Genomic DNA, 22,794 nt, shown 5'->3' on the forward strand with positions numbered 1-22,794 from the left:
AGCGGCGGGGGCCGCTCAGGCACCGTCTCCGGTGCCGGGGTCGCAGCTTCGGGCGCCCGTGGGAGGTGCGCCTCCGGCACCGGGACCCGCCCCTTGGCACTGCCGGAGCCGGATCGTCCGGTACCGTGCGCGGAGCCCCCGTCCGGGCGGTAGTGTGAATCTTCCCTCCCCACGACCCCCTCCTCCCCCAGCGAAAATCGGCTTGGGTGACACTACTTCGGTCCGAAGACTATGCGGCGGCCGGAGTCGGCGGGTGGGCATTCACCTGTCCGGAGGGCCGCCATTGGTTCCGTTAGCCAGCGTGGGCAGACGAGGGAGCGTGCAGATGGATTTCGACGTGACGGTTGAGATCCCCAAAGGTCACCGGAACAAGTACGAGGTGGACCACAAGACCGGCAGGATCCGGTTGGACCGCACCCTCTTCACCTCCACCCAGTACCCGGCCGACTACGGGTTCATCGAGGGCACGCTGGGTGAGGACGGCGATCCGCTGGACGCCCTCGTGCTGGTCCCCGAGCCGACCTTCCCGGGTTGTCTGATCCGCTGCCGCACCATCGGCATGTTCCGGATGACCGACGAGAAGGGTGGGGACGACAAGGTCCTCTGCGTGCCCTACGAGGACCCTCGCCAGGAGCACCTGCGCGACATCCACCACCTGGGCGAGTTCGACCGCCTGGAGATCCAGCACTTCTTCGAGGTCTACAAGGACCTGGAGCCCGGCAAGTCGGTGGAGGGCGCGACCTGGGTCGGCCGCACCGAGGCCGAGGCCGAGATCCACGCCTCCTACCAGCGGGCCCGCGACGCCGAGGCGCGCGGCGAGTCCATGCACTGATCGACCGCTGACGCACCGGGCCCGGGGGCCGCTCAACCGAGCAGCCCCCGGGCCCGGTCGTACAGGTCGAGCACCGCGCAGGCGATCGGCACCACGGCGACCACCAGGGCCGTGTCGGTGAGGTCCGCGATCCTTCCGAGGTACGGCGAGACCGGCCGGCGGGCGTACCCGGTGCCGCTGGCGACCGCCACCAGGGCCAGCGCAGCCCCGCCCAGGACCAGCACCAACCGCCCGGTCTCGTCGGCCCGACCGACCAGCACGGCACCCAGCGCCGCGTAGCCGGCCAGCCCGGCGAGCACCGTCGGCACCCGGTGTCGCAGCGCCACGAACAGCCGCGACCGCAGCAGCAGCACGGCCGAGGTGACCGCCACCAGCACCCGACCGGCCGTGCCACCGGCGACCACGAGTACGACCGCGGTGGCCACCACCAGCAGCGCGTGGCCGATCAGCATTCCGGTGAGCATCTCCTCGGTGCGGATCACCGCGGCGTGCACCCGGCCCCGGTCCGGCAGATCCCGCACCCGCTCCGGCTCCTCCGCGGAGGTGGCGGCCGGCAGGCTGATCGGCGGCAGGGGCAGCTTGCCCAGCCGGATGGCCAGCAGCGGGATCACGCCGACGGCGAAGACCAGGGCGCTGAGCAGCACCGCGGCCGTACCGGCCGTGGTCATCAGCAGCCCACCGAGCGCGGCCCCCGCGCCGATCAGGCCGACCGTGACACCGGCCACGAAGACCCGCAGCCGACTGGCCACCCCGAGAAGACCGATCAACGCCGCCAGCAGCAGCGCAACCGAGCCGGCCAGCAACTCGGGAGCGCCCACCCAGCGGGCCGGCCCGAACGGCCCGACCGGGTCGCCGGAGCCCACGGCCAGGGCACCGGCAGTGAACGCGTAGGGCAGCGCGTAGCCGCCGAGCGTCGCCCCGGCCGCGCCGTCGCCGTTGGCGCGGGAGGCGACAGTGCCGGCCACTGTGAGCACCAGCGCCACCGCGACGGCCGCCAGCCAACCGGCCCGGTGGGTCGGGCCACCGGCGAGCAGCGCGAGCAGTCCGACCGCCAGTGGTACGGCGGCACCGGCCAGACCGGCTGCCCGGGTGGCGGTGGGCGACCAGGCGCCGCCGCGGCGGCGGGCACCGTCGGCGATCGCCTCGATGACGTCGTCGTACTCCAACTCGGGCCAGTGCGCGCGGGCCGGCACGAGGTGCAGCACCTCACCGTCGCGCACCCCCTGCGGCAGCAGCGCCTGTGCGGTCACCAGCAACGTCCCGTCGGTGCGGCGGAGCACCCAACCGCCGTGCTGCTCGCCGTCGTCGGCGAGCCCGACACCGGCGTGCCGGAGCACGTCGGGCAGCAGCTCAGCCAGGGGCACCTGCTCCGGCAGGGCGACGTCCACCCGTCGTTGCGGCGCGCTGATGGTGACGCGTGCCAGCCCGGTAGTCATCGACTGGTCTCCATATCGACTGGGATCGGAGGCTGCGCGGACGACAGGACTTTACCTACCATGAGCCAGGCTCGGGTTACCCAGCGCTGTCAGGAGGCCGAGTGTCCACCGTCGTCATCAAGCGCCCACCGCGCCGACCAGCGCCGGAGATTCCCGCCGGTGAGCTGTCGGTCGACGCACCGCCGGAGATCCCAGTGGTGACCGGCGGGCGGTGGCAGCAGCTGCTCATGCTGCTGCCCATGCTCGGCGGCACGGTGGCGATGGCGATGATGTTCGGTCGGGGCGGCGGGGCCTACTCGTACGTGGTGGGCGGCATGTTCGGGCTCTCCTCGTTGGCGATGCTTGTGACGTCCTGGGGCAGCGCCTCCGGCACCCCGAAGAAGTCCGAGATGATGGCCGCCCGCAGGGAGTACCTGCGCCACCTGGCCACGCTGCGGCGGCGGGTCCGGCGGACCGCCGGCCAGCAACGGGCCGGGCTCTACTACCGACACCCGGATCCGGGCCGGCTCTGGTCGACGGTGGACAGCCACCGGGTCTGGGAGCGGCGCCCCGCCGACCCCGATTTCGCTGTGGTGCGGGTCGCCGTCGGGCCGCAGACACTGGCCACCCCACTGGTCCCCCCGGTCACCCGGCCGCTGGAAGAGCTCGAGCCGATGACCGCCGGCGCGCTACGCCGCTTCCTGGACGCGTACTCCGTGGTGCCGGACCTGCCGGTGGCGCTGTCGCTGCGCAGCTTCGCCCGGGTGCACGTACGATCCGCCGGCCGCGGCCTGGCGACCACCCCGACCACCGGTGGGCCACCCACCGGCGACCCGGCGGCGCAGGCGCTGGTCCGGGCCGTGCTGACCCAGCTGGCGGTCTTCCACGCCCCCGACGAACTGCTCGTCGCGGTCTGCGCCGGGCCGGAGCGCCGCGCCTGCTGGGAGTGGGTGAAGTGGCTCCCGCACGCCCACCATCCCGGCCGCACCGACGCGCTCGGCCCGGTACGCCTGGTCACCAGCTCGGCCGCCGAGTTGGAGTCGCTACTGACCGACGTGCTGGCCACCCGGTCCCGGTTCAGCCCGGCCGGCCCGGCCACCGACGGCCCGCACGTGGTGGTGGTCCTCGACGGCGGCGACCTGACCGGTGCCAGTGACCTGACCGGCGACGGCGGCATCGACGCGGTCACCGTGCTGGACCTGGACACCCCGCCGCCCCGACTCCTGGACCGGTACGCGCTGCTGCTGGAGTTGCACGGCCGGCGGCTGCACTCGCGGTCGTCCGACGGGCGCGCCGAGGTGGGCACCGCCGACCAGTTGGACCTGGCCGACGCCGAGGCGGTCGCCCGACGGTTGGCGCCGCTGCGGCTCGCCGGCGCGGCCCGCGGGCCGGACGCCCCGCTCCAGGCCGACCTGGGCCTCCCCGAGCTGCTCGGCCTCGGTGACCCGGAGAGCTTCACGGCGGAACAGGGCTGGTTGCCGCGCTCGGCACGGGACCGGTTGCGGGTGCCGATCGGGGTGGGCGTGGACGGCGGCGCCATCGAGCTGGACCTCAAGGAGTCCGCCCAGGACGGCATGGGCCCGCACGGCCTGCTCATCGGGGCGACCGGCTCCGGCAAGTCCGAGCTGCTCCGCACGCTGGTGCTGGGGCTCGCCGCCACGCACAGCTCCGAGCAGCTCAACTTCGTGCTCGTCGACTTCAAGGGTGGCGCCACCTTCACCTCGTTCGACCGGCTGCCGCACACCGCGGCCGTGATCACCAACCTGGCCGACGCGTTGCCCCTGGTCGATCGCATGGTGGACGCGATCAACGGGGAGTTGGTGCGCCGCCAGGAGTTGCTGCGGCGGGCCGGCAACTTCGCCAGCGTGCGCGACTACGAGCGGGCCAGGGCGGCCGGCAGTCCCCTCGCCCCGCTGCCGTCGTTGCTGCTGATCTGCGACGAATTCTCGGAGCTGCTCTCCGCCAAGCCCGACTTCATCGACCTGTTCGTGCAGATCGGCCGGCTGGGCCGGTCGCTCGGCGTGCACCTGCTGCTCGCCAGCCAGCGCCTGGAGGAGGGCCGGCTCCGGGGGTTGGACACCCACCTCTCGTACCGGATCGGGTTGCGCACCTTCTCGGCGCTGGAGTCCCGGACGGTGCTCGGCGTGGCGGACGCGCACGAGCTGCCCCGCTCACCGGGCCACGGCTACCTACGTGCCGGCACCGACCCGCTGGCCCGCTTCAAGGCCGCGTACGTCTCCGGCGCCGTCCGCCGTCGGGCCGCGCCGGGCGGCGTCGCCGCCGAGGGAGGCGCGCGGCTGCTCACCTTCACCACCCACGTCGTCCCGGTGCCCGAGCCGGCGGCCCCGGTCGTGCCCGTCGTGGCGGAGGAGGAGGGCAGCAGGACGCTGCTCGACCTGCTGGTGGACCGGCTCGTCGGACAGGGCCCGCCGGCGCACCAGGTCTGGCTCCCGCCGCTCGGCCAGCCGCCGGCCCTGGACGAGCTGCTCGGCCAGGTCGAGGTGCACCCGAAACGCGGGCTGACCGTGGGCAACCCCGAGCTGCACGGGGCACTCGGCGTGCCGATGGCGGTAGTGGACAAACCACTGGAGCAGCGCCGGGACCTGCTCTGGCTGGCACTGGACGGCGCTGCCGGGCACGTCGCGGTGGTCGGCGCGCCGCAGAGCGGCAAGTCCACCGCCCTGCGCACGCTGATCTGCGCGCTGGCGCTCACCCACACACCGGCCGAGGTTCAGGTCTACTGCCTCGACTTCGGCGGCGGCGGGTTGGCCGCGCTGCGCGACCTTCCGCACGTCGGCGGGGTGACCGGCCGGGCCGACCCGACCGCCGTACGACGCACCGTCGGTGAGATGACCACCCTGCTGGTCGACCGCGAACGCCGCTTCGCCGAGCTGGGCGTGGAGTCGATGGCCGCGTACCGGCAGCGCCGAGCGGCAGCGGGGACGGCCGGGCAGCCGGGCACCGACCCGTACGGCGACGTGTTCCTGGTGATCGACGGGTGGACCACCATCCGCGGTGAGTACGACGACCTGGAGCCACTCGTCACCGACCTGGCCACCCGGGGTCTGTCGTACGGGCTGCACGTGGTCGCCACCGGGCTGCGCTGGCTGGATTTCCGCCCGGCGATCCGGGACCTGTTCGGCTCCCGGCTGGAGCTGCGCCTCGGTGATCCGGCCGACTCGTTGGTGGCCCGGCGTGCGGCTGCCAACGTGCCGGAGCGCTCCGGCCGAGGGGTGACAGCGGAGGGCCTGCACTTCCTCACCGCGCTGCCCCAGCTCGGTACCGCCGGCGGAGACACCGCCGACCTGGTCAAGAGGGCCGCCGACGGGTGGGCGGGTGCTCCGGCGCCCCGGGTGCGGCTGCTCCCGCCGGTGCTGCCGTACGCCGATCTGGACCTCACCTCGACGACCGGGCTGCGGCTGCCGATCGGGATCGCGGAGGCGGACCTGCGACCGGTGTTGCTCGACTTCGCCACCGAGCCGCACTTCGTGGTCTTCGGGGACTCGGAGTGCGGCAAGTCGTCGTTCCTGCGCGCGCTGGCCACGTCGATCATCACCCGGTTCACTCCCGAGCAGGCCCGGGTGATCCTCGTCGACTACCGGCGCAGTCTGCTCGGTGCCATCGAGACGCCACACCTGATCGGGTACGGCACCGCGGCGGCACACACCGCGGACCTGGTCGAGTCGGCCGCCGGTTACCTGGAGCGGCGGGCTCCCGGGCCGGAGGTCACCCCGCAGCAGTTGCGGGACCGGTCCTGGTGGTCCGGGCCGGAGCTGTTCGTGCTGGTGGACGACTACGACCTGGTGGCGGCGGGGCCGGCGAACCCGTTGCGCGCACTGGAGGAGCACCTGCCGCACGCCCGGGACATCGGGCTGCACCTGGTGCTGGCCCGCCGGTCCGGTGGGGCGAGCCGGGCCCAGTACGAGCCGATCGTGCAGCGCCTGCGGGAGCTGTCCACGGCCGGCCTGGTGATGGCGGGCAGTCCCGAGGAGGGCGCACTCGTCGGGCCGGTGCGACCCGGACCGCTGCCGCCGGGGCGTGGTCGGCTGGTCACCCGGCGGGAGGGCGTACGCCTCGTTCAGCTGGCGCAACTGCCGCCGCAATGACCTGACTCGCCGGTTCTTCCCGTGACGGGTGGGGAAACCGGTAATCTCCGATCGTCATGGTTCCGTCGGGATGAATGGCTGGGGATGTGACTGGGGTGCGGTACAGCGGTCCGTCAGCGGCCCGACGAGCGACCGGCCGGGCGCTGCTCGGCGTGGCCGCGGCGCTTGCCGTCGTGGCCCCGACCGCGGCAGCCGTGCCGGTCGCCGCGCCCACGAACGGTGGACAGCTCGCCGGCGCGCCGATGGCGTTCGCCCCCGGTGACGCCGTCGCCCGCACCGATCAGGTCCGCGACGAGCAGTGGCAGCTCGACGAGTTGCAGGCCGAGACGGCGTGGCGCAGCTCGACCGGCCGGGGCGTGACAGTGGCGGTGGTCGACTCCGGAGTGGACGGCAACCACCCCGACCTGGTCGGCCAGGTGCTGCCCGGGAAGGACCTGGTTGGCCCCGGTGGCGCCCCGGGCCCGGATCCGGTGGGTCATGGCACCACGGTCGCCGGCCTGATCGCTGGACGCAACGACGACAAGCGGGGTGTGGTCGGCCTGGCACCGGACGCCCGGATCCTGCCGGTCCGTGTGCTGGACGAGGAGAACCGTTACGACGACGCGCTGATCGTTGCCCAGGGGGTCCGCTGGGCGGTCGACAACGGCGCCCGCGTGATCAACCTGTCGCTGGGCGGCAGCGGCGACAGCCCGGCCCTGGCCGCCGCCCTGGACTACGCGTTCGTGCGGGACGTGGTCGTGGTCGCCTGCACCGGCAACCTGGCCACCTCCACCAGCACCAAGGTCTGGTACCCGGCTCGTGAGCCGGGTGTGATCGCGGTGTCCGGTCTGGAACGCAGCAGCGACAACATGTGGTCCGGCTCGATCACCGGCCGGGCGACGGTGCTCACCGCTCCCGCCAGCGGGCTGGTCGGCGCCAAGCCGCCCGGCGGGTACTGGCGGGTGCAGGGCACCAGCTTCGCCGCGCCGCTGGTGGCGGCGACCGCCGCGCTGGTCCGGTCCCGCTATCCGCAGATGCCCGCGGGTGAGGTGGTCAACCGGTTGTTGGCCACCGCCCGGGACGTGGGCCCGACCGGTCGGGACGACCGCTTCGGGTACGGGGTGGTCGACCCGGTGGCCGCGTTGACCGCTCAGGTGCCGCCGGTGACCGCCAACCCGCTGGACGACCAGACGTCGCCGGGCGTGACCGGTTTCGGCCCGGCGCCCGGCTCGGCCGACGACGGTCCGGTGGCCGGTGCCGGTAGCGATCCACTCGGTCTCGCCGCATCCGGTCAGCAGAGCCGCTGGACGGCTCGGGCGGCGGGCGGTCAGGACACTTCCGCGCCGGAGCAGCTGTGGACCACTGTCGTGCTCCTCGTCGCTCTGGTCGGCGGTGCGGCCCTGATGGTGCGCCGGCTGCGTCAGCGGACCCGTTGATCGCGACCGACCGGCAGGCCTGACCGGCTGCCCGGCCGGGTAGAACGGACCCATGAGTACGCGCCAGCCGCCCACCCTCGCCCCCACCGGCCAGCCGTCCTGGCGGCACCGCCGATTCGACCCGGACCATGCGCTGGGTCTGCGGCTCACTCTCGCCGCGACGGCGGCGTTCCTCGTGCTGGTGCCGTTCGCGCTGCTCACACTGCTGGTGCTCGGCGCCTGGGCACCGCTGCACCGGCTGGACACGGCGGTCACCGACGCGCTGCACGGCTACGCCCATGATCACCCGGCCTGGGTCGTGCTGATGCGGGTCTGGACCGAGGTGTTCGCACCGATGCCACTGCGCGCCGTCGCCCTGCTCCTGGTGGTCTGGCTGCTGCGCCGGGGAGCCCGCCGGCTGGCCCTCTGGGCGGCCACCACCATGGTCGTCGGCGGGTTGATCGGTCCGCTGCTCAAGTTGCTGGTCGGCCGGGACCGGCCGGAGTTGCTGGACCCGGTGGCCCGGGCCGCCGGCTACTCGTTCCCCTCCGGGCACGCGCTGAACGCCACCCTGGCCGCCGGGGTGCTGCTGCTGGTGCTCCTGCCGTACGCCGGACGGGGGGCGGCGCGGGCCGTGCTCTGGGTGGCGGCGGTCCTGCTCACAGTGGTGACCGGGCTGAGCAGGGTGACGTTGGGCGTGCACTTCACCAGCGACGTGGTGGGTGGATGGCTGCTTGGTGTGGCAGTGGTCGCGGCTACCACCGCCGCGTTCACCAGTTGGCGGGCACACACCGGTCTTCGGCCGGTCCGGCCGACCCGCGACGGCGTCGCTCCCGAGGTCGAGCGGCAGCCGGGAGCGGCCTGAGGAGTGACGACGAGGTCGGCCGGGTACTGGCCGACCCATGTCCGAGACCGTGGTCCAGATCGTCCGGCGGGTGCTGCTGCCGGTGTCCCTCCTACTTGGGCTCATGGTGCTGCTCGGGGTGCTGGTCACCCGGGTGTTCGCCAGGACCTGGCCGTTCACCGTGGAGGACGCGGTGAACCGGGAGTTGGCCGCCGACCGCACCGGCGACTGGAACAACGTCTCGCTGGTGTTCAGCACGCTGGCCAGCACCCAGATGATCGTCGTGGTCACCGTGCTGGTGGCGTTGGCGCTGCGGCTCTGGCTGAAGCGCTGGCGCGAGCCGCTGTTCCTGTGCGCTGCGGTGACCGCCCAGGCGCTGGTGTTCCTGCTGACCACGCTGGCGATCGACCGTCAGCGGCCGGCGGTGGAACACATGGACGTCTCGCCACCCACGTCGAGCTTTCCGTCCGGGCACACCTCGGCGGCGGTGGCGCTCTACGTCGGCATCGCCGTGCTGCTGGCGCTGCGGGCACCGAGCACCGGCGCGAAGGTCGCCTGGTGGACGCTGCTGCTGATGGTGCCGCTGGGCGTGGCGATGACCCGGATGTACCGGGGAATGCACCACCCGAGCGACGTGGTGGCGTCCTTCCTCAACGGCGGCACGTGCGTCGCGATCATGGCCCGTGCCGTGCTGGACCGGGGGCTGCGGTGGGGGCGGGCGAAGCTACCGACCGTCGGGCGCCGCGCCCTGCCGGCTCAGAGCTGAGCTGGCCCCCCGGCCACGCTCAGGTGCACTCGCCGGTGGCGACCTGCCGGTTGCGTTCCGCACCGGCCAACGCCACCGGGCGGGCCTCGGCCGCCGTCACGGCGAAGCCGGTGTTCGGGTCGTCGGACGCCGCCGCGAAGATCACGCCGAGCACCAGGCCGTTGGCGGAGAGCAGCGGACCGCCCGAGTTGCCGCTGCGCACCAGCGCCCGGATGGTATAGATCTCCCGGGTCACCTCGCTGGACGAGTAGATGTCCGGGCCCTTGATCCGGTCGACGTCCCGGACCCGCGCCGACTGCGCGTTGTACGGGCCGTCGAGCGGGAAGCCGAGCACGATGGCGTCGGAGCCGCTGCCCGCGTTGCCGGCAGCGAACCGCAGGGACGGCCCGGGCAGCCCGGGCACGAGCAGCACCGCCAGATCCCGGTTCGGGTCGTAGACCACCACCTTGCCGTCGTACCGCTCGCCGCCCAGCTCCACGGCGACCGAGCGGGTGCCGGCCACGACGTGCGCGTTGGTCATCACCCGGTCGTCCGCGTACACGAAGCCGGAACCCTCGATCCGGCGTGAGCAGCTGGGCGCGGAGCCGAGCACCTTGACGACCGACTGCTGACCGCTGACCACCACCTGCGAACCGGCCAGTGCCGGGTCCGGCGGGTCGACCTGCCGGGCCCGGGTGGGCGCGAGGTCACCGAAGACGTCCGGGAAGCCGTCGGTGTCGACGGTGTCCTCCAGCGCCGTGGACAGCTGCTGGGCCTGCTCCGGCAGGACCTGGTTGACCACCGTGATCAACGCGCTGTTGCGGACCGAGGCGGCGAGCCAGGGCACCGAGGACGAGCCGAGCGGCACCGCGACCAGCCAGGCGAGCAGGAGCACCGCGAACAGCGAGACGAGCGCCCCACCGACGTCGTCGGCCCGTTTACCCACGTCGCTGGTGATCGTCTTGCGCAGGTGCGAGCCGAGCCAACCGGCGAGGGCCTGCCCGACCACCGCCAGCCCGAAGATGGCCACCAGCGAGATCAGCACACGAGTGCCGGCGTCCACGAACTGTCTGGCGAACAGCGGCCCGAGCTGGAGACCCAGCAGCAGACCCAGGAAGAAGCCGGACAACGACGTGACGCCGATGACGAAACCCTGGCGGTATCCGCTGATCGCGAACACGAGCATGAGCAGCAGCAGGACGAGATCCACGACGGACACGGGTCAAGCGTACGGGCAGTGTGCCCACCGGATGACCATCGCTTGCGGATGGTGACCGTGCGGTCAGCGCAGGGCGTTCTCGTCAGCGTCGTCGGTGCCGGCGGACGGGGCCGGTGTCGCCCCGGTCGGCGGAAGCTCCACCACCCGCCCTCGCGACCACGGACGGGCCCAGCCGCCCATCTCGAGCAGGGTGGCGAGCACCCCGGCGGTGAAGCCCCAGACGAGCATCCCGCGCGCCGAGAACGCCGGCCCGATCCAGCCGCTCGGGTGCCGGACCCGCAGTCGGTTGGCCGGATCGACCAGCTCGCTGACCGGCAGGCGGGCGACGTGTGCCACCTCGGCCGGCTCCCGTGGGTGCACCGGGTGCGGGTCGTGCCACCAGGCCAGCACCGGCGTGACCACGAAGTCGCTGACCGGGATCCACAGTTTCGGCAGCTCGGCCAGCACTGTCACGCTGGCCGGGTCGAGGCCCACTTCCTCGTTCGCCTCGCGCAGGGCTGTGGCGCGGACGTCGGCGTCCTCCGGATCGGCCGCACCCCCGGGAAAGGCGGGCTGGCCGGCGTGGTTGCGCAGGGTGGCGGCGCGTTGCAGGACCAGCACGTCGGGACCCGCGCCGGGCTGCTCGCCGAGCAGCACCAGCACGGCGCTCTCCCGACCGCCCTCGGCCGGCGTGGTCAGCCGGGTGAAGTCCTCGGCGCGGGCGGTGCCCAGCCGGGTCAGCAACGGCTCGATCCACTCGGGGGGCCGACGGGTCACGCCGGTACCGCCAGGCCGAGGTGCTGGCGGACCAGCTTGGCGAGCTTGGTGTCGTCGAGAGCGCCGCTGGCGTCGATGTGCCGGACCTGACCGTCGGCGTCGACGAAGAGGGTCAGCGGAATGGCGTTGCGCTTCAGCTCGCGCTGCAGCGCCTCGCCCTGGTCCACCAGGATCGGGAACCGGACGCCGAAGTCCTCACCGATGGACTGGGCGCCGCCCCGGCTGTCCCGACTGTTGACCCCGACCACCTGGAGCTGGCCGGCGGCCCGCTCGCTGAGGCGTTGGAAGGCGGGAAGCTCCTTGCGGCACGGCGGGCACCAGGAAGCCCACACGTTGATCACCGCCGGCCCGGCCACCTCCCGCAGCACGACGGGGGCACCGCCGGTGAAGCAGGAGAGCGTCAGCTCCGGCAGCACCGACCCGCCAGCGGCGCGGGCCGTCGTGCCATTGGGGGCCGTCGTGCCGGGCGAGGCGGGGGTAGCCGTTGTGGGGGTCGCCGGGCCGGAGCCGGGCGACGTGGCCGTGGGCGCCGTGCTCAGCGTGGTGCAGTCCCGGAACGGGGATGGTCGCTCGGCGGCGGCCGGACGGGGGGCTGGCTCGTCGTCGGCCGTACCGCTGGTGCAACCGGTGACCGCCAGCAGCAGCGGCAGGACGGCGAGGGCGAGGCGTCGGCGGTTCACGGCACCTCCGCCGTGATCGCCTGCGCCGGCACCAACTCCGGGTCGACCCCGGCAGCTACCGCGAGGTCGCGCGCCCGAGGGCCCTTGAGCAGCTTGGCGGCGGCCGCCGGCTCGGTCGGGCCGGTGCCGTACGAAGGGCAGAGCTTCGCGAGCGTGCAGGCGCCGCAGGCCGGCTTGCGCGCGTGGCAGACCCGTCGCCCATGGAAGATGATCCGGTGCGAGAGCATGGTCCAGTCGCGCTTGTCGTACAGCGCGCCGATCGCGTGCTCGATCTTGACCGGGTCGGTCTCGGTGGTCAGCCGCCACCGGTGGACCAGTCGCTGGAAGTGCGTGTCGACGGTGATGCCCGGGACGTCGAAGGCGTTGCCCAGGATCACGTTGGCGGTCTTGCGGCCGATGCCGGGGAGCGTCACCAGGTCGACGAGCCGGCCCGGGACCGTGCCGTCGTACCGGTCGAGGAGGGCCTGACCGAGCTTGAGCAGTGAGTCGGTCTTGTTGCGGTAGAAGCCGGTGGGCCGGATCAGCTCCTCCATCTCGCCCCGGTCGGCGCCGGCGTACGCGGCAGCGCTCGGGTAGCGGGCGAAGAGCTTCGGGGTGACCTCGTTGACCTTCTTGTCCGTGCACTGCGCGGACAGGATCGTGGCGACGGCCAACTCCAGAGCGTTGGAGTGGTCCAGCTCACAATGCGCGTCGGGATGCGTCTCGGCCAGCACCCGGCCGATCTTGCGGGCACGGCGTTTGCGCCCGAGATCGGTCTCGCTGGCACCGGGAGGGCTACTGGTCACGACGGTCAGCCTACGTCGCACCCCGGACGCTCCTCGTCGGGTCAGCCGCCGGTCGGCGCCGAGATCTTCCCCTGCCCGTCGAGGCGAGCGCCGCCCTTGGGGAAGTCGGCACGACTCAACTCGGTGACCAGGCCCAGGCCCCGGTCGTCCGGGTCCATGGTCGGCTTGCCGGCGGAGTTCATGTACGTGGAGGTGAACGAGCCGCCGGCCCAACTGCCGTCCGGCTTGAGCGACACCTTCAGCACCCCGCCCCAGCCGAGGCGGCCGTCGTTGCTCAGCGAGTTGCCGCCGCCGGCGAAGTTGCCCAGGCTGTACGCGATCAGGCGCCCCTGGTAGAACTCCATCCCGCGCAGCACGTGCGGGCCGTGCCCGACGATCAGGTCGGCGCCAGCGTCGATCATGGCGTGCGAGAACTTCACCGGGTCGCCCCGGTTTTCGCCCAGGAACATCTCGGTGCCCGGCTTCACCCGGGTCTTGTCGACGCCCTCGCCACCCATGTGCACCTGCACCACGACCAGGTCAGCCATCGTGGCGGCCTTGGCGACCACCGCCTTCGCCTTGCCGATGTCGACGAGACTGTTGGACCAGACGTACGACGAGAAGCCGGCGACGGCGACCTTGACGCCCTTGACGTCGACCACGGTGATCTCGTTCGGTGCGCCGGTGTGCTCCAGGTCGTACTTCTTCAGCGCCTTCTGGGTGTTCTCGTAGCCCTTGGGCCCGTAGTCGTAGCCATGGTTGTTGGCCTGGTTGAGCACGTCGAAGCCGGCGTCACGCAGGTGCGCGGCGTACTCCGGCGGGGCGCGGAACTGGAAGCAGCGGGTGGAGTTCGCCCCGCACTTGCCGGTGCCGGTGTCGACAGTCAGCGGCTCCTCCAGGTTGCCCATCACCAGGTCGGCCTTGAGTGCCTCAGTGACCGAGTTGAAGAAGCCCTTGCCGCCGGCGGCGGGCAGCCGACTGGGCGCGTTGCCCATGATGATGTCGCCGGTGGCGGAGAGCGAGATCGCGCCACCCTGACCGGATGATGCGGGCCCGGTGGCCTTCGGGCTGGTCGTGGAGACCGGCGCGCCGGTGCCACCACCTCCCGCGCCAGGCTGCCAGACGGGTGCCTCACCACCGGGGTCGGCGCAGCCGGCCACGAGGAGGGCGGCCAGCAGCGCGGCGAGGCCGAGGGCGACGCGGCGACGCGGGCGGGACGCGAGGGGGGCGGGAGCGTACATCGCCCGCGACCCTACCGGTCGTTAAACGCGCCGACGACAGCCGATCGGTTGGACTTTGCGCCCCTGAGCTGCTCGGACCACGGCACGACCGGCCGCGAACCGCCGGCGAGCACCGCCGCGTGCACCGCTCGGGCGAGCGGGGCACCCCAGGTGGAGCGCGGACCGCCGTACGCGGCCTCCGGCCCGTCCACTGGGCAGAGCACTGTGACCGCGTCGGTGGGCGTGCCTGTCCCCGGCACCCCCAGCTCGGTTATCGCCTGGGTCTTCGCCTCGGTCGCGGTGGCCACCGCATTCACCAGCGCCGAGTCGGCGAGCCGGGCCGGCACGTACACCACGATGTTGACAGTGCCGACGTGTGGTGCCAGCGCGGCCGGCGTCGGCGCGGCCGCGGGCACCGGCGTGCCGAGCCCGACCGTCGCCCAGGCCCGCACCCCGGCGTCGGTTCGCGCGACCACCTCGGTCACATCGACGCCGGTCAGCAGACCGACCCCGGGCCCGTCGAGGGCCAGCTCGGCGGCGATCGAGGCCAGGTGCGCCGCGGGGTCATCCCGGTCGTACGACATCGGTACGGTCGCGTTCAACACCCACCGCCGGACCCCGATGCCACCGCCCAGCGGGGCACTGCTGACCGCCCGCAGCGGCACGTCCGCACGCCAGACGAGCAGCGGGACGTGCCGCCCGTCCTCGGCGCGGCTGGTCAGAGTCGGCTCGCTCAGCACGTCGGGCAGGTTACGCCCACCGATCAAGATTCCAGGGGCGACCTCTGATTCATGCTCACGTGCGCCTAGACTTGGCGGCGCGCGAGGGGATCAGCGGACGGCGGCCCCGGCCGACGGACGGCACGCGCAACCGGAGGTGCGCAATGGACGAGGTACTGGCCCGCAGCGGGATCTTCCAGGGTGTTGACCCGGAAGCTGCCGAGGCGCTTGCCAAGGAGATGGAGACGATCGAGGTCCGCAAGGGCGAGATCGTCTTCAATGAGGGCGAGCCCGGTGACAGCCTCTACATCCTGCTGTCCGGGAAGATCAAGGTTGGTCGCCGCGCAGCGGACGGCCGGCAGAACCTCATCGCGGTGATGGGGCCGTCGGACATGGTCGGTGAGCTGTCGCTCTTCGACCCGGGTCCGCGTACGGCGACCGCCACCGCGGTGACCGACACCCGGCTGGTGCGGCTGCGTAAGCAGGCGCTGCGGCCGTGGCTCAACAACCGCCCGGAGATCGCCGAGCAGTTGCTCCGGGTGCTCGCCCGGCGGCTGCGCCGGACCAACGACTCGCTCGCCGACCTGATCTTCACGGACGTGCCGGGCCGGGTCGCCAAGAACCTGCTCCAGATGGCGGGCCGCTTCGGCACCCGCGACGGCGGCGTTCTGCGGGTGACCCACGACCTCACCCAGGAGGAGATCGCCCAGCTCGTCGGCGCCTCGCGGGAGACCGTCAACAAGGCGCTGGCCGACTTCGCCTCGCGCGGATGGCTGCGGTTGGACGGCAAGAGCATCATTATCCTGGACCCGGAGCGCCTGGCCCGTCGCGCCCGCGTCTGAGCAGCAGCACCCGACGTCCCCGCCTGCCGTCACCGACGGTAGGCGGGGACGTTTGCCGTCTGCCTGACGCAGAATCGCTGGCCTGGAGACGGTGCCCGCGGTGAGGGTGGGTCCCATGGTGAACCGAGTTGCGGTGCTCTCCGACATCCATGGTGTCCTGCCGGCGCTGGAGGCCGTACTGGCCGAGCCGGACGTCGCCGCCGCCGATCTGATCGTGCTCACCGGCGACATCGCCGCCGGCCCGCAACCGGTCGAGGTGCTGGACGTGCTCGCCGGCGTGGGCGACCGGGTGTGCTGGGTCGGCGGCAATGCCGACCGCGAACTGGTCGAGGCCCGGGCCGGCCGTCCCGCGTCGATCGAGGTGTCGAACTGGGCCGCCGGGCAGCTGCGCGACGACCAGGTGGCCCGGCTCGCCGCGCTGCCGGCGACGGCGACGCTGGAGATCGACGGCCTCGGGCCGACGCTGTTCTGCCACGCCACGCCCCGCGATGACGAGGAGGTCGTGCTCGTCGACTCCCGGATGGCGCGCTGGGCGGAGGTGTTCGACGGTCTCCCCGCCGAGATCACCACGGTGGTCTGCGGCCACACGCACATGCCCTTCACCCGGCTGGTCGACCGGCGTCTGGTGGTCAACCCGGGAAGCATCGGCATGCCGTACGGGGGCGCGGGCGCGTGGTGGGCGCTGCTCGGGCCGGGCGTCCAACTGCGCCGCACCGCCTTCGACGTGGACGCGGCCTGCGTCCGCGTGGCGGCGGAGTCGACCTTCCCCGACGCCGCCGCCTGGGCCGACGAGTACCTGCGCTCCCAGCACAGCGACGCCGACGCGCTGACCGCCTTCGGCCCCCGCGACGGCCGCTGAGCCGGCATTGAGCCGGCCGCCGGCCGCCGGGCGGCAGGCCGGCGGCGGGCGGGCGGCAGGCCGGCGGCGGGCGGGCGGCAGGCCGGCGGCAGGCGGGCGGCAGGCGGGCGGCAGGCGGGCAGCGGGCGGCGGCGGCAGGCGGACGGGCGGCGGCAGGCGGGATACCCGTCAGGGAGCCTTTGGAGCTGAATCGTTTGCGGCATCAGCCAGAGGTGCTCGGCAGGCCGATCCTCAACGAGGTCGACGGGCGCGGTCGACTGGCGCAGTCGACAGGCCCGGTCGACTGGCGCGGTCGACTGGCGCGGTCGAAGGGCCCGGTCGACTGGCGCGGTCGAAGGGCGATTCGTTTGTGGCATCAGCTCCAAAGCGAGACCAAGCACCAAGCCCACCTCCCACGCCGCCCCACCGCGAGCCCACCCGAGCCACGCGGGCTCAGAAAAAGTCAGTCTTGACTGTTTGTTTTGTAGGCACCAAGCTGTCCCCGTGCCCACCGCATCGACGCGTGTCCCTCAGCAGGAACGCAGCCGCGCCACCCAGGCCCGGCTGCTGGAGGCGACCGTCGACTGCCTGATCGAGCACGGTTGGTCCGGCACCACGACCACAGTCGTCGCGGCGCGGGCCGGTGTTTCGCGTGGGGCGCAGCTGCACCACTACCCGACGAAGGCGGCGCTGGTGACGGCCGCCGTGGCCCATCTGGCCGAGCGCCGGGCCGACGAGTTGCGCACCGAGGCCGAGGCGCTCCCGGCTGGCCCGCAGCGGTTGGACCGGGTCGTCGACCTGCTCGCCGTGGCGTTCACCGGGCCGCTGTTCGTGGCCGCGCTCGAGCTCTGGGTCGCCGCCCGCACGGATCGGGAGCTGCGGGACGCCCTGGTGCCCCTGGAGGCGACGGTCGGGCGGGAGATGCACCGGCTCACCGTCGCCCTGCTCGGTGTCGACGAGCGTCGACCCGGTGTCCGCGAAGCGGTGCAGGCCACGCTCGATCTGCTCCGTGGGCTCGGGGTGGCCAACCTCCTCAGCGACGATTCCGCCCGCCGGGCTGCCCTGTTGACCACCTGGAAGCGCCAGCTCGCCACCCTGCTCACGCCCTGACCGCCGGCCGCACCGGCCACCACCGACCGGAGGCACCATGGTCGACCTCAGCGACCTGCTCACGGACCTGGCCGACGAGTCCGCCCACCTGGACGCCCTGGTGGCGCCACTGCCCGTGGCCGACTGGGCGAGGCCGACCCCCGCGCCGGGCTGGAGCATCGGGCATCAGATCGCCCACCTCGCCTGGACCGACCACGTCGCGCTGTTGGCCGCGACCGATCCCGAGGCGTTCTACGCGACGGTCACCGCCGCGCCGGACGTGACCAGACTCGTCGACGTCGGCGCCGAGGAGTTCCTCGCCCCGCCGGCCGAACTGCTCGCCCGCTGGCGGGCCGGGCGCACAGCGCTCGTCGACGCACTGGCCGCCGTTCCGGCCGGCGGCAAACTGCCCTGGTACGGCACCCGGATGTCGGCCACCTCGATGGCCACCGCCCGGATCATGGAGACCTGGGCGCACGGCGCGGACGTGGCCGACGCCCTCGACGTGGTCCGCCCCGACAGCGACCGACTCCGGCACGTTGCGCACCTGGGCGTGCGTACCCTCGGGCACGGCTTCGCCGCGCACGGCCGGGAGGCACCGACGGGCCCGGTCCGGGTCGAGCTGGTCGGGCCGGGCGGGGAGGCCTGGAGCTGGGGTCCGGCGGACGCCGCCGACCGGGTCACCGGCCCGGCTCGGGACTTCTGCCTGCTGGTCACCCAGCGCCGACACCGCGCGGACCTCGCTCTGGTCGCCACCGGGCCGGTCGCCGACGAGTGGCTCGACGTGGCGCAGGCCTTCGCCGGGCCGCCGGGTGACGGCCGGCAGCCGGCCGGCGGGATCGGGGTACGGGCATGATCCGCATCGGCAACGCCTCCGGCTTCTACGGCGACCGGTTCACCGCCTGGCGGGAGATGCTCGACGGCGGTGAGCTGGACGTGCTGACCGGCGACTACCTCGCTGAGTTGACCATGCTGATCCTGGCCCGGGACCGTATGCGCGACCCCGACCTGGGCTACGCGAAGACGTTCCTGCGGCAACTGGAGACCTGCCTCGGCACCGCCCTCGACCGGGGAGTCCGGATCGTCACCAACGCCGGCGGGTTGAACCCGGCCGGCCTGGCCGCCGCCATCGAGAAGCTCGCCGACCGGCTCGGCCTCCCGACGCAGGTCGGGTACGTCGAGGGCGACACGATCCAGCGACCGGACGCGTTGAGCGCGAACGCCTACCTCGGCGCGTTCGGGATAGCCGCCTGCCTCGACGCGGGTGCGGACGTGGTGGTCACCGGCCGGGTCACCGACGCGTCGCTGGTGGTCGGCGCGGCCATCGCCCGGTACGGGTGGGGCCGCGACGACCTCGACGAGTTGGCCGGGGCCACCGTCGCGGGGCACCTCGTCGAGTGCGGCGCACAGGTCACCGGCGGCAACTTCAGCTTCTTCACCGAGCTGCCCGACGGCGGTCATCGGCCCGGGTTCCCGATCGCCGAGGTGCACCCCGACGGCTCATCGGTGCTCACCAAGCATCCGGGTACTGGCGGCGCGGTCACCGTGGAGACGGTCACCGCCCAACTGCTCTACGAGATCGGCGGACCGTCGTACCTGGGGCCGGACGTGGTGACCCGGCTGGACACGGTGACGCTGCACCCCGACGGGCCGGACCGGGTCCGGGTCTCCGGCGTACGCGGCACGCCGCCACCGCCCACGCTGAAGGTGGGCGTCAACAACCTCGGCGGCTTCCGCAACTCGATGACGTTCGTCCTCTGCGGGCTGGACATCGAGGCGAAGGCGGCCCTGGTCCGGGGGCAGGTCGAGGAGGCGGTGGGCAAGGACGGGCTGGAGTTCACGCTGGCCCGGACCGACCACCCGGACGCCGCCGACACCGAGGCGGCCAGCGCCCTGCTGCACGTACACCTGCGCGACGGCGACAAGGCGCGGGCCGGGCGGGCGTTCTCGGCCGCCGCGGTCGAGTTGGCCCTGGCCTCGTACCCGGGCTGCACGCTGACCACACTGCCCGGCGACGCGACACCGTACGGCGTCTTCACCGCCGACGCGGTGCCGCAGGACGCGGTGGCGCACGTCGCGGTGCTACCCGGTGGCGAGCGGGCGCCGGTCGCCCCGCCGATCCGCACCGCCCCCACCTCGCAGGACGAGTCGGCCCCGGGTGGCGAGGTGGCGGTCGACGGCCCGACCCGGCGCGGGGCGCTCGGCGAGGTGGTCGGCGCACGCTCCGGGGACAAGGGCGGGGATGCCAACCTCGGTGTCTGGGCGCGCTCCGACGCCGGGTACGCCTGGTTGCGGACCTGGTTGACCGTCGAACGGCTGGCCGAGCTGGTGCCGGAGACCGCCCCGCTGACGGTGCGGCGCTACGAGTTGTCGAACCTGCGTGCTGTCAACTTCGTGATCGAGGGCCTGCTCGGGGCCGGGGTGGCCGCGTCCACCCGGTTCGACCCGCAGGCCAAGGCGCTCGGCGAGCTGCTGCGCGCCCGGATCGTCGACCTGCCGGCCGACCTACCGACGGGGGCATCCCGATGAGCATCGTGGACACCCCGGAGCGCCGGCAGCTACGCGAGCTGACCCGGGCGTTCGTGACCCGGGAGGTGTTGCCCCACCTGGACGACTGGGAGCGGGCCGGCGAGGTGCCCCGGGCGCTGCACGCGACCGCCGCGAAGCTCGGCCTGCTCGGCATCGGCTTCCCGGAGTCGGTCGGCGGCAGCGGCGGTGACCTGCTCGACTCGATCATCGTTACCGAGGAGCTGATCCGCTCCGGTGGCTCGTCCGGGCTGGTGGCGGCCCTGTTCACGCACGGGATCGCGTTGCCGCACATGGTAGCGGCGGCCGGTGCCCGCACCGGTGGCTCGCTGGGCGGGCGGCTCGGTGGCGTCTCGTCCCCGGGCGACGACAGTCTGATCGAGCGGTACGTGCGGCCCACGCTGTCCGGCACGATGATCGGCGCGCTGGCCATCACCGAGCCGGATGGCGGTTCGGACGTGGCCGGCATCCGCACGACGGCCCGCCGCGACGGCGACCACTACGTGGTGAACGGGTCGAAGACGTACATCACCAGCGGGCACCGGGCCGACTTCGTGACCACGGCGGTGTGTACCGACTTCCCCGGCAGCGGTGAACTCACCCTGCTGGTCATCGACAAGGGGTCGCCCGGGTTCACAGTGGGACGCCGGTTGGAGAAGCTGGGCTGGCACTGCTCGGACACCGCAGAACTGTCCTTCGCGGACGTGCGGGTACCGGTCGCCAACCGGATCGGCGCGGAGAACACCGGCTTCCTGGCGATCATGCAGCACTTCGCGGCGGAACGGCTGTCGCTGGCGACCCAGGCGTACGCGACAGCGCAGCGCTGCGTCGAGTTGGCGGTGCGCTGGTGTCGGGACCGGGAAACCTTCGGGCGCCCGCTGGCCAGCCGGCAGCTCATCCGGCACCGGTTGGCCGAGATGCACACCCGGGCCGAGGCGGCCCGGTCGTACGTGCACGCAGTGGCGGGTCGGGTGGCGGCCGGCGAGCCGGTGGTGACCGAGGTGGCGATGGCGAAGAACGTGGCGGTGGCCGCCTGCGACCACGTCGTCGACCAGGCGTTGCAGCTGCACGGCGGGTTCGGCTACCTGCGCGACGCCGAGGTGGAGCGGCACTACCGCGACGCGCGGATCCTCGGCATCGGCGGCGGCACCACCGAGATCATGAACGAGATCATCGCGAAAGGCATGGGCCTATGACCACCCTGGACAGCGCGGTCGATCCGTCCGCGCCCTCGTACCTGGCGAACCGGGCGGCGTTGCTGGAGCGGTTGACCGAGTTGGACGCCGCGCTGGACCAGGCGCGGGCGGGTGGTGGCGAGAAGTACGTGACCCGGCACCACGCGCGCGGCAAGCTGCTCCCCCGGGAGCGGATCGAGCTGCTGGTGGATGCCGACAGCCCGTTCCTGGAGTTGTCGCCGGTCGCCGCGTACGGCTCGGACTTCCCGGTCGGGGCCAGCGTGGTCACCGGCATCGGGGTGATCGAGGGCGTGGAGTGCCTGATCGTCGCCAACGACCCGACGGTACGCGGCGGTGCGGTCAACCCGTGGTCCCTCACCAAGACCCGGCGGGCCGGCGAGATCGCCCTGGCCAACCGGCTGCCCATGGTCAATCTGGTGGAGTCGGCCGGGGCGGACCTGCCCACCCAGGCGGAGATCTTCATCCCCGGTGGTCGGGTGTTCCGTGACCTCACCCGGCTCTCGGCGGCCGGCATCCCCACGGTCAGCGTGGTCTTCGGCAACGCCACGGCCGGTGGCGCGTACGTGCCGGGGATGTCCGACCACGTGATCATGATTCGGGACCGGTCGCAGGTCTACCTGGCCGGTCCGCCGCTGGTGAAGATGGCGACCGGCGAGGTCACCGACGACGAGTCGCTGGGTGGCGCGGCGATGCACGCCGGCACGTCCGGGCTCGCCGACTACCTGGCCGCCGACGAGCGGGACGGCATCCGGCTGGCCCGGCAGTGCGTCCGCCGGTTGAACTGGCGCAAGCAGGGCCCGTCGCCGCGTACGGCGGTGCCGCAGCCACCGAAGTACGACCCGGAGGAGTTGCTCGGCATCACCAGCGCCGACCTGAAGGTGCCGTTCGACCCCCGGGAGGTGCTGGCCCGGATCCTGGACGGCAGCGACTTCGACGAGTTCAAGCCGGCGTACGGGGACGCGCTGGTCACCGGTTGGGGCGAGTTGCACGGGTACCCGGTGGGGGTGCTGGCGAACGCCCGAGGGGTGCTGTTCAGCGCGGAGGCGCAGAAGGCGGCCCAGTTCATCCAGCTCGCGAACGCCTCGGACACCCCGTTGATCTTCTTGCAGAACACCACCGGCTACATGGTGGGCACCGAGTACGAGCAGCGCGGCATCATCAAGCACGGCGCCCTGATGATCAACGCGGTGTCGAACTCGACGGTGCCGCACCTGACGGTGAACCTGGGCGCCTCCTACGGCGCCGGCAACTACGGCATGTGCGGCCGGGCGTACGAGCCGAGGTTCCTGTTCACCTGGCCGAACGCGAAGTCGGCGGTGATGGGCCCGGCTCAGCTCGCGGGGGTGCTGTCGATCGTGGCCCGGCAGGCGGCTGCCGCCCGGGGGCGCGACTACGACGAGGACTCCGACGCGGCGATGCGGATGATGGTCGAGCAGCAGATCGAGTCGCAGTCCGGTGCGCTCTTCCTCTCCGGCCGGCTCTACGACGACGGGGTGATCGACCCCCGGGACACCCGGACCGTCCTCGGGCTCTGCCTCTCGGCGATCCACAACGGACCGGTGAAGGGCGCCGACGGTTTCGGCGTCTTCCGGATGTAGAGGGGCCACTC

General features: G+C 72.9%; 19 protein-coding genes. 12 read left to right on the forward strand and 7 right to left on the reverse strand.

Features of this window, described 5'->3' with window-relative positions:
* Nucleotides 1-325 precede the first annotated feature (325 nt).
* Nucleotides 326-832: an inorganic diphosphatase gene (locus tag GA0070561_RS20675; protein WP_091403280.1), complete on the forward strand. Its 507-nt coding sequence runs from the start codon at nucleotides 326-328 to the stop codon at nucleotides 830-832.
* 32 nt (nucleotides 833-864) lie between these two features.
* On the opposite strand, the gene eccD is transcribed toward GA0070561_RS20675, so the two are convergent.
* On the reverse strand, nucleotides 865-2,268 hold the full coding sequence (eccD, locus tag GA0070561_RS20680) for a type VII secretion integral membrane protein EccD (RefSeq protein ID WP_091403283.1): 1,404 nt from the start codon (nucleotides 2,266-2,268) through the stop codon (nucleotides 865-867).
* A 101-nt stretch (nucleotides 2,269-2,369) separates the two neighbouring features.
* Here eccD and eccCa point away from each other — a divergent pair, with 101 nt between their 5' ends.
* The 4 genes from eccCa to GA0070561_RS20700 all read left to right on the forward strand — a co-directional run bounded on the left by eccCa (nucleotide 2,370) and on the right by GA0070561_RS20700 (nucleotide 9,357).
* Entirely contained in the window at nucleotides 2,370-6,353 is a 3,984-nt protein-coding gene (eccCa, locus tag GA0070561_RS20685; RefSeq protein ID WP_091403286.1) for a type VII secretion protein EccCa, read from the forward strand.
* Nucleotides 6,354-6,427: 74 nt separating this feature from the next.
* The gene (mycP, locus tag GA0070561_RS20690) at nucleotides 6,428-7,768 is read left to right on the forward strand and encodes a type VII secretion-associated serine protease mycosin (RefSeq protein WP_091403289.1); all 1,341 of its coding nucleotides are present in this window, start codon (nucleotides 6,428-6,430) and stop codon (nucleotides 7,766-7,768) included.
* Nucleotides 7,769-7,820: 52 nt separating this feature from the next.
* Complete coding sequence (locus GA0070561_RS20695) at nucleotides 7,821-8,612, forward strand: phosphatase PAP2 family protein (protein WP_091403292.1); 792 nt, start codon at nucleotides 7,821-7,823, stop codon at nucleotides 8,610-8,612.
* A gap of 37 nt (nucleotides 8,613-8,649) precedes the next feature.
* Nucleotides 8,650-9,357, forward strand: a complete 708-nt coding sequence (locus GA0070561_RS20700; protein WP_091403294.1) for a phosphatase PAP2 family protein — start codon at nucleotides 8,650-8,652, stop codon at nucleotides 9,355-9,357.
* Nucleotides 9,358-9,376: 19 nt separating this feature from the next.
* Here GA0070561_RS20700 and GA0070561_RS20705 read toward each other — a convergent pair whose 3' ends face one another.
* The 6 genes from GA0070561_RS20705 to GA0070561_RS20730 form a co-directional block, all read right to left on the reverse strand.
* Nucleotides 9,377-10,555 (reverse strand): MarP family serine protease, encoded by a 1,179-nt coding sequence (locus GA0070561_RS20705; RefSeq protein ID WP_091403296.1) that lies wholly within the window; start codon nucleotides 10,553-10,555, stop codon nucleotides 9,377-9,379.
* 63 nt (nucleotides 10,556-10,618) lie between these two features.
* Nucleotides 10,619-11,311, reverse strand: coding sequence for an NUDIX hydrolase (locus GA0070561_RS20710; protein WP_091403299.1), 693 nt, complete (start codon nucleotides 11,309-11,311; stop codon nucleotides 10,619-10,621).
* Nucleotides 11,308-11,991, reverse strand: coding sequence for a TlpA family protein disulfide reductase (locus tag GA0070561_RS20715; RefSeq protein WP_091403302.1), 684 nt, complete (start codon nucleotides 11,989-11,991; stop codon nucleotides 11,308-11,310). Before GA0070561_RS20715 ends, GA0070561_RS20710 begins: the two co-directional genes overlap by 4 nt.
* Nucleotides 11,988-12,776 (reverse strand): endonuclease III, encoded by a 789-nt coding sequence (nth, locus tag GA0070561_RS20720; RefSeq protein WP_091403305.1) that lies wholly within the window; start codon nucleotides 12,774-12,776, stop codon nucleotides 11,988-11,990. Before nth ends, GA0070561_RS20715 begins: the two co-directional genes overlap by 4 nt.
* A 41-nt stretch (nucleotides 12,777-12,817) precedes the next feature.
* Nucleotides 12,818-13,996: a CapA family protein gene (locus GA0070561_RS20725; RefSeq protein ID WP_091403308.1), complete on the reverse strand. Its 1,179-nt coding sequence runs from the start codon at nucleotides 13,994-13,996 to the stop codon at nucleotides 12,818-12,820.
* An 11-nt stretch (nucleotides 13,997-14,007) separates the two neighbouring features.
* Nucleotides 14,008-14,715 (reverse strand): adenosylcobinamide amidohydrolase, encoded by a 708-nt coding sequence (locus GA0070561_RS20730; protein WP_091403620.1) that lies wholly within the window; start codon nucleotides 14,713-14,715, stop codon nucleotides 14,008-14,010.
* Between the two features lie 143 nt (nucleotides 14,716-14,858).
* Here GA0070561_RS20730 and GA0070561_RS20735 point away from each other — a divergent pair, with 143 nt between their 5' ends.
* The 7 genes from GA0070561_RS20735 to GA0070561_RS20770 all read left to right on the forward strand — a co-directional run bounded on the left by GA0070561_RS20735 (nucleotide 14,859) and on the right by GA0070561_RS20770 (nucleotide 22,783).
* Nucleotides 14,859-15,536, forward strand: coding sequence for a Crp/Fnr family transcriptional regulator (locus GA0070561_RS20735; protein WP_007466162.1), 678 nt, complete (start codon nucleotides 14,859-14,861; stop codon nucleotides 15,534-15,536).
* Nucleotides 15,537-15,651: 115 nt separating this feature from the next.
* Nucleotides 15,652-16,395 carry a metallophosphoesterase family protein gene (locus tag GA0070561_RS20740; protein WP_091403311.1) on the forward strand — a complete coding sequence of 248 codons (744 nt, stop codon included), beginning with the start codon at nucleotides 15,652-15,654 and terminating at the stop codon, nucleotides 16,393-16,395.
* Nucleotides 16,396-16,878: 483 nt separating this feature from the next.
* Nucleotides 16,879-17,484 carry a TetR/AcrR family transcriptional regulator gene (locus GA0070561_RS20750; protein WP_091403316.1) on the forward strand — a complete coding sequence of 202 codons (606 nt, stop codon included), beginning with the start codon at nucleotides 16,879-16,881 and terminating at the stop codon, nucleotides 17,482-17,484.
* A 37-nt stretch (nucleotides 17,485-17,521) separates the two neighbouring features.
* On the forward strand, nucleotides 17,522-18,319 hold the full coding sequence (locus tag GA0070561_RS20755; RefSeq protein WP_091403318.1) for a TIGR03084 family metal-binding protein: 798 nt from the start codon (nucleotides 17,522-17,524) through the stop codon (nucleotides 18,317-18,319).
* Nucleotides 18,316-19,992 carry an acyclic terpene utilization AtuA family protein gene (locus GA0070561_RS20760; protein ID WP_091403320.1) on the forward strand — a complete coding sequence of 559 codons (1,677 nt, stop codon included), beginning with the start codon at nucleotides 18,316-18,318 and terminating at the stop codon, nucleotides 19,990-19,992. Before GA0070561_RS20755 ends, GA0070561_RS20760 begins: the two co-directional genes overlap by 4 nt.
* Entirely contained in the window at nucleotides 19,989-21,185 is a 1,197-nt protein-coding gene (locus GA0070561_RS20765; RefSeq protein WP_091403323.1) for an acyl-CoA dehydrogenase family protein, read from the forward strand. The genes GA0070561_RS20760 and GA0070561_RS20765 overlap by 4 nt, the downstream gene beginning before the upstream one ends.
* Nucleotides 21,182-22,783 (forward strand): acyl-CoA carboxylase subunit beta, encoded by a 1,602-nt coding sequence (locus GA0070561_RS20770; protein WP_091403325.1) that lies wholly within the window; start codon nucleotides 21,182-21,184, stop codon nucleotides 22,781-22,783. Before GA0070561_RS20765 ends, GA0070561_RS20770 begins: the two co-directional genes overlap by 4 nt.
* Nucleotides 22,784-22,794: the final 11 nt, after the last annotated feature.

Source organism: Micromonospora saelicesensis (assembly GCF_900091575.1).
Classification (GTDB): Bacteria; Actinomycetota; Actinomycetes; order Mycobacteriales; family Micromonosporaceae; genus Micromonospora; species Micromonospora saelicesensis.

Bases quoted from the DNA above. Each gene is read 5' to 3' on its own strand.
- GA0070561_RS20725 (WP_091403308.1), bottom strand. From the start codon at position 13,996: ATGTACGCTCCCGCCCCCCTCGCGTCCCGCCCGCGTCGCCGCGTCGCC.
- GA0070561_RS20735 (WP_007466162.1), top strand. From the start codon at position 14,859: ATGGACGAGGTACTGGCCCGCAGCGGGATCTTCCAGGGTGTTGACCCG.
- GA0070561_RS20755 (WP_091403318.1), top strand. From the start codon at position 17,522: ATGGTCGACCTCAGCGACCTGCTCACGGACCTGGCCGACGAGTCCGCC.
- GA0070561_RS20740 (WP_091403311.1), top strand. From the start codon at position 15,652: ATGGTGAACCGAGTTGCGGTGCTCTCCGACATCCATGGTGTCCTGCCG.
- eccD (WP_091403283.1), bottom strand. From the start codon at position 2,268: ATGACTACCGGGCTGGCACGCGTCACCATCAGCGCGCCGCAACGACGG.
- GA0070561_RS20760 (WP_091403320.1), top strand. From the start codon at position 18,316: ATGATCCGCATCGGCAACGCCTCCGGCTTCTACGGCGACCGGTTCACC.
- mycP (WP_091403289.1), top strand. From the start codon at position 6,428: ATGGCTGGGGATGTGACTGGGGTGCGGTACAGCGGTCCGTCAGCGGCC.
- GA0070561_RS20675 (WP_091403280.1), top strand. From the start codon at position 326: ATGGATTTCGACGTGACGGTTGAGATCCCCAAAGGTCACCGGAACAAG.
- GA0070561_RS20765 (WP_091403323.1), top strand. From the start codon at position 19,989: ATGAGCATCGTGGACACCCCGGAGCGCCGGCAGCTACGCGAGCTGACC.
- GA0070561_RS20700 (WP_091403294.1), top strand. From the start codon at position 8,650: ATGTCCGAGACCGTGGTCCAGATCGTCCGGCGGGTGCTGCTGCCGGTG.
- GA0070561_RS20695 (WP_091403292.1), top strand. From the start codon at position 7,821: ATGAGTACGCGCCAGCCGCCCACCCTCGCCCCCACCGGCCAGCCGTCC.
- GA0070561_RS20770 (WP_091403325.1), top strand. From the start codon at position 21,182: ATGACCACCCTGGACAGCGCGGTCGATCCGTCCGCGCCCTCGTACCTG.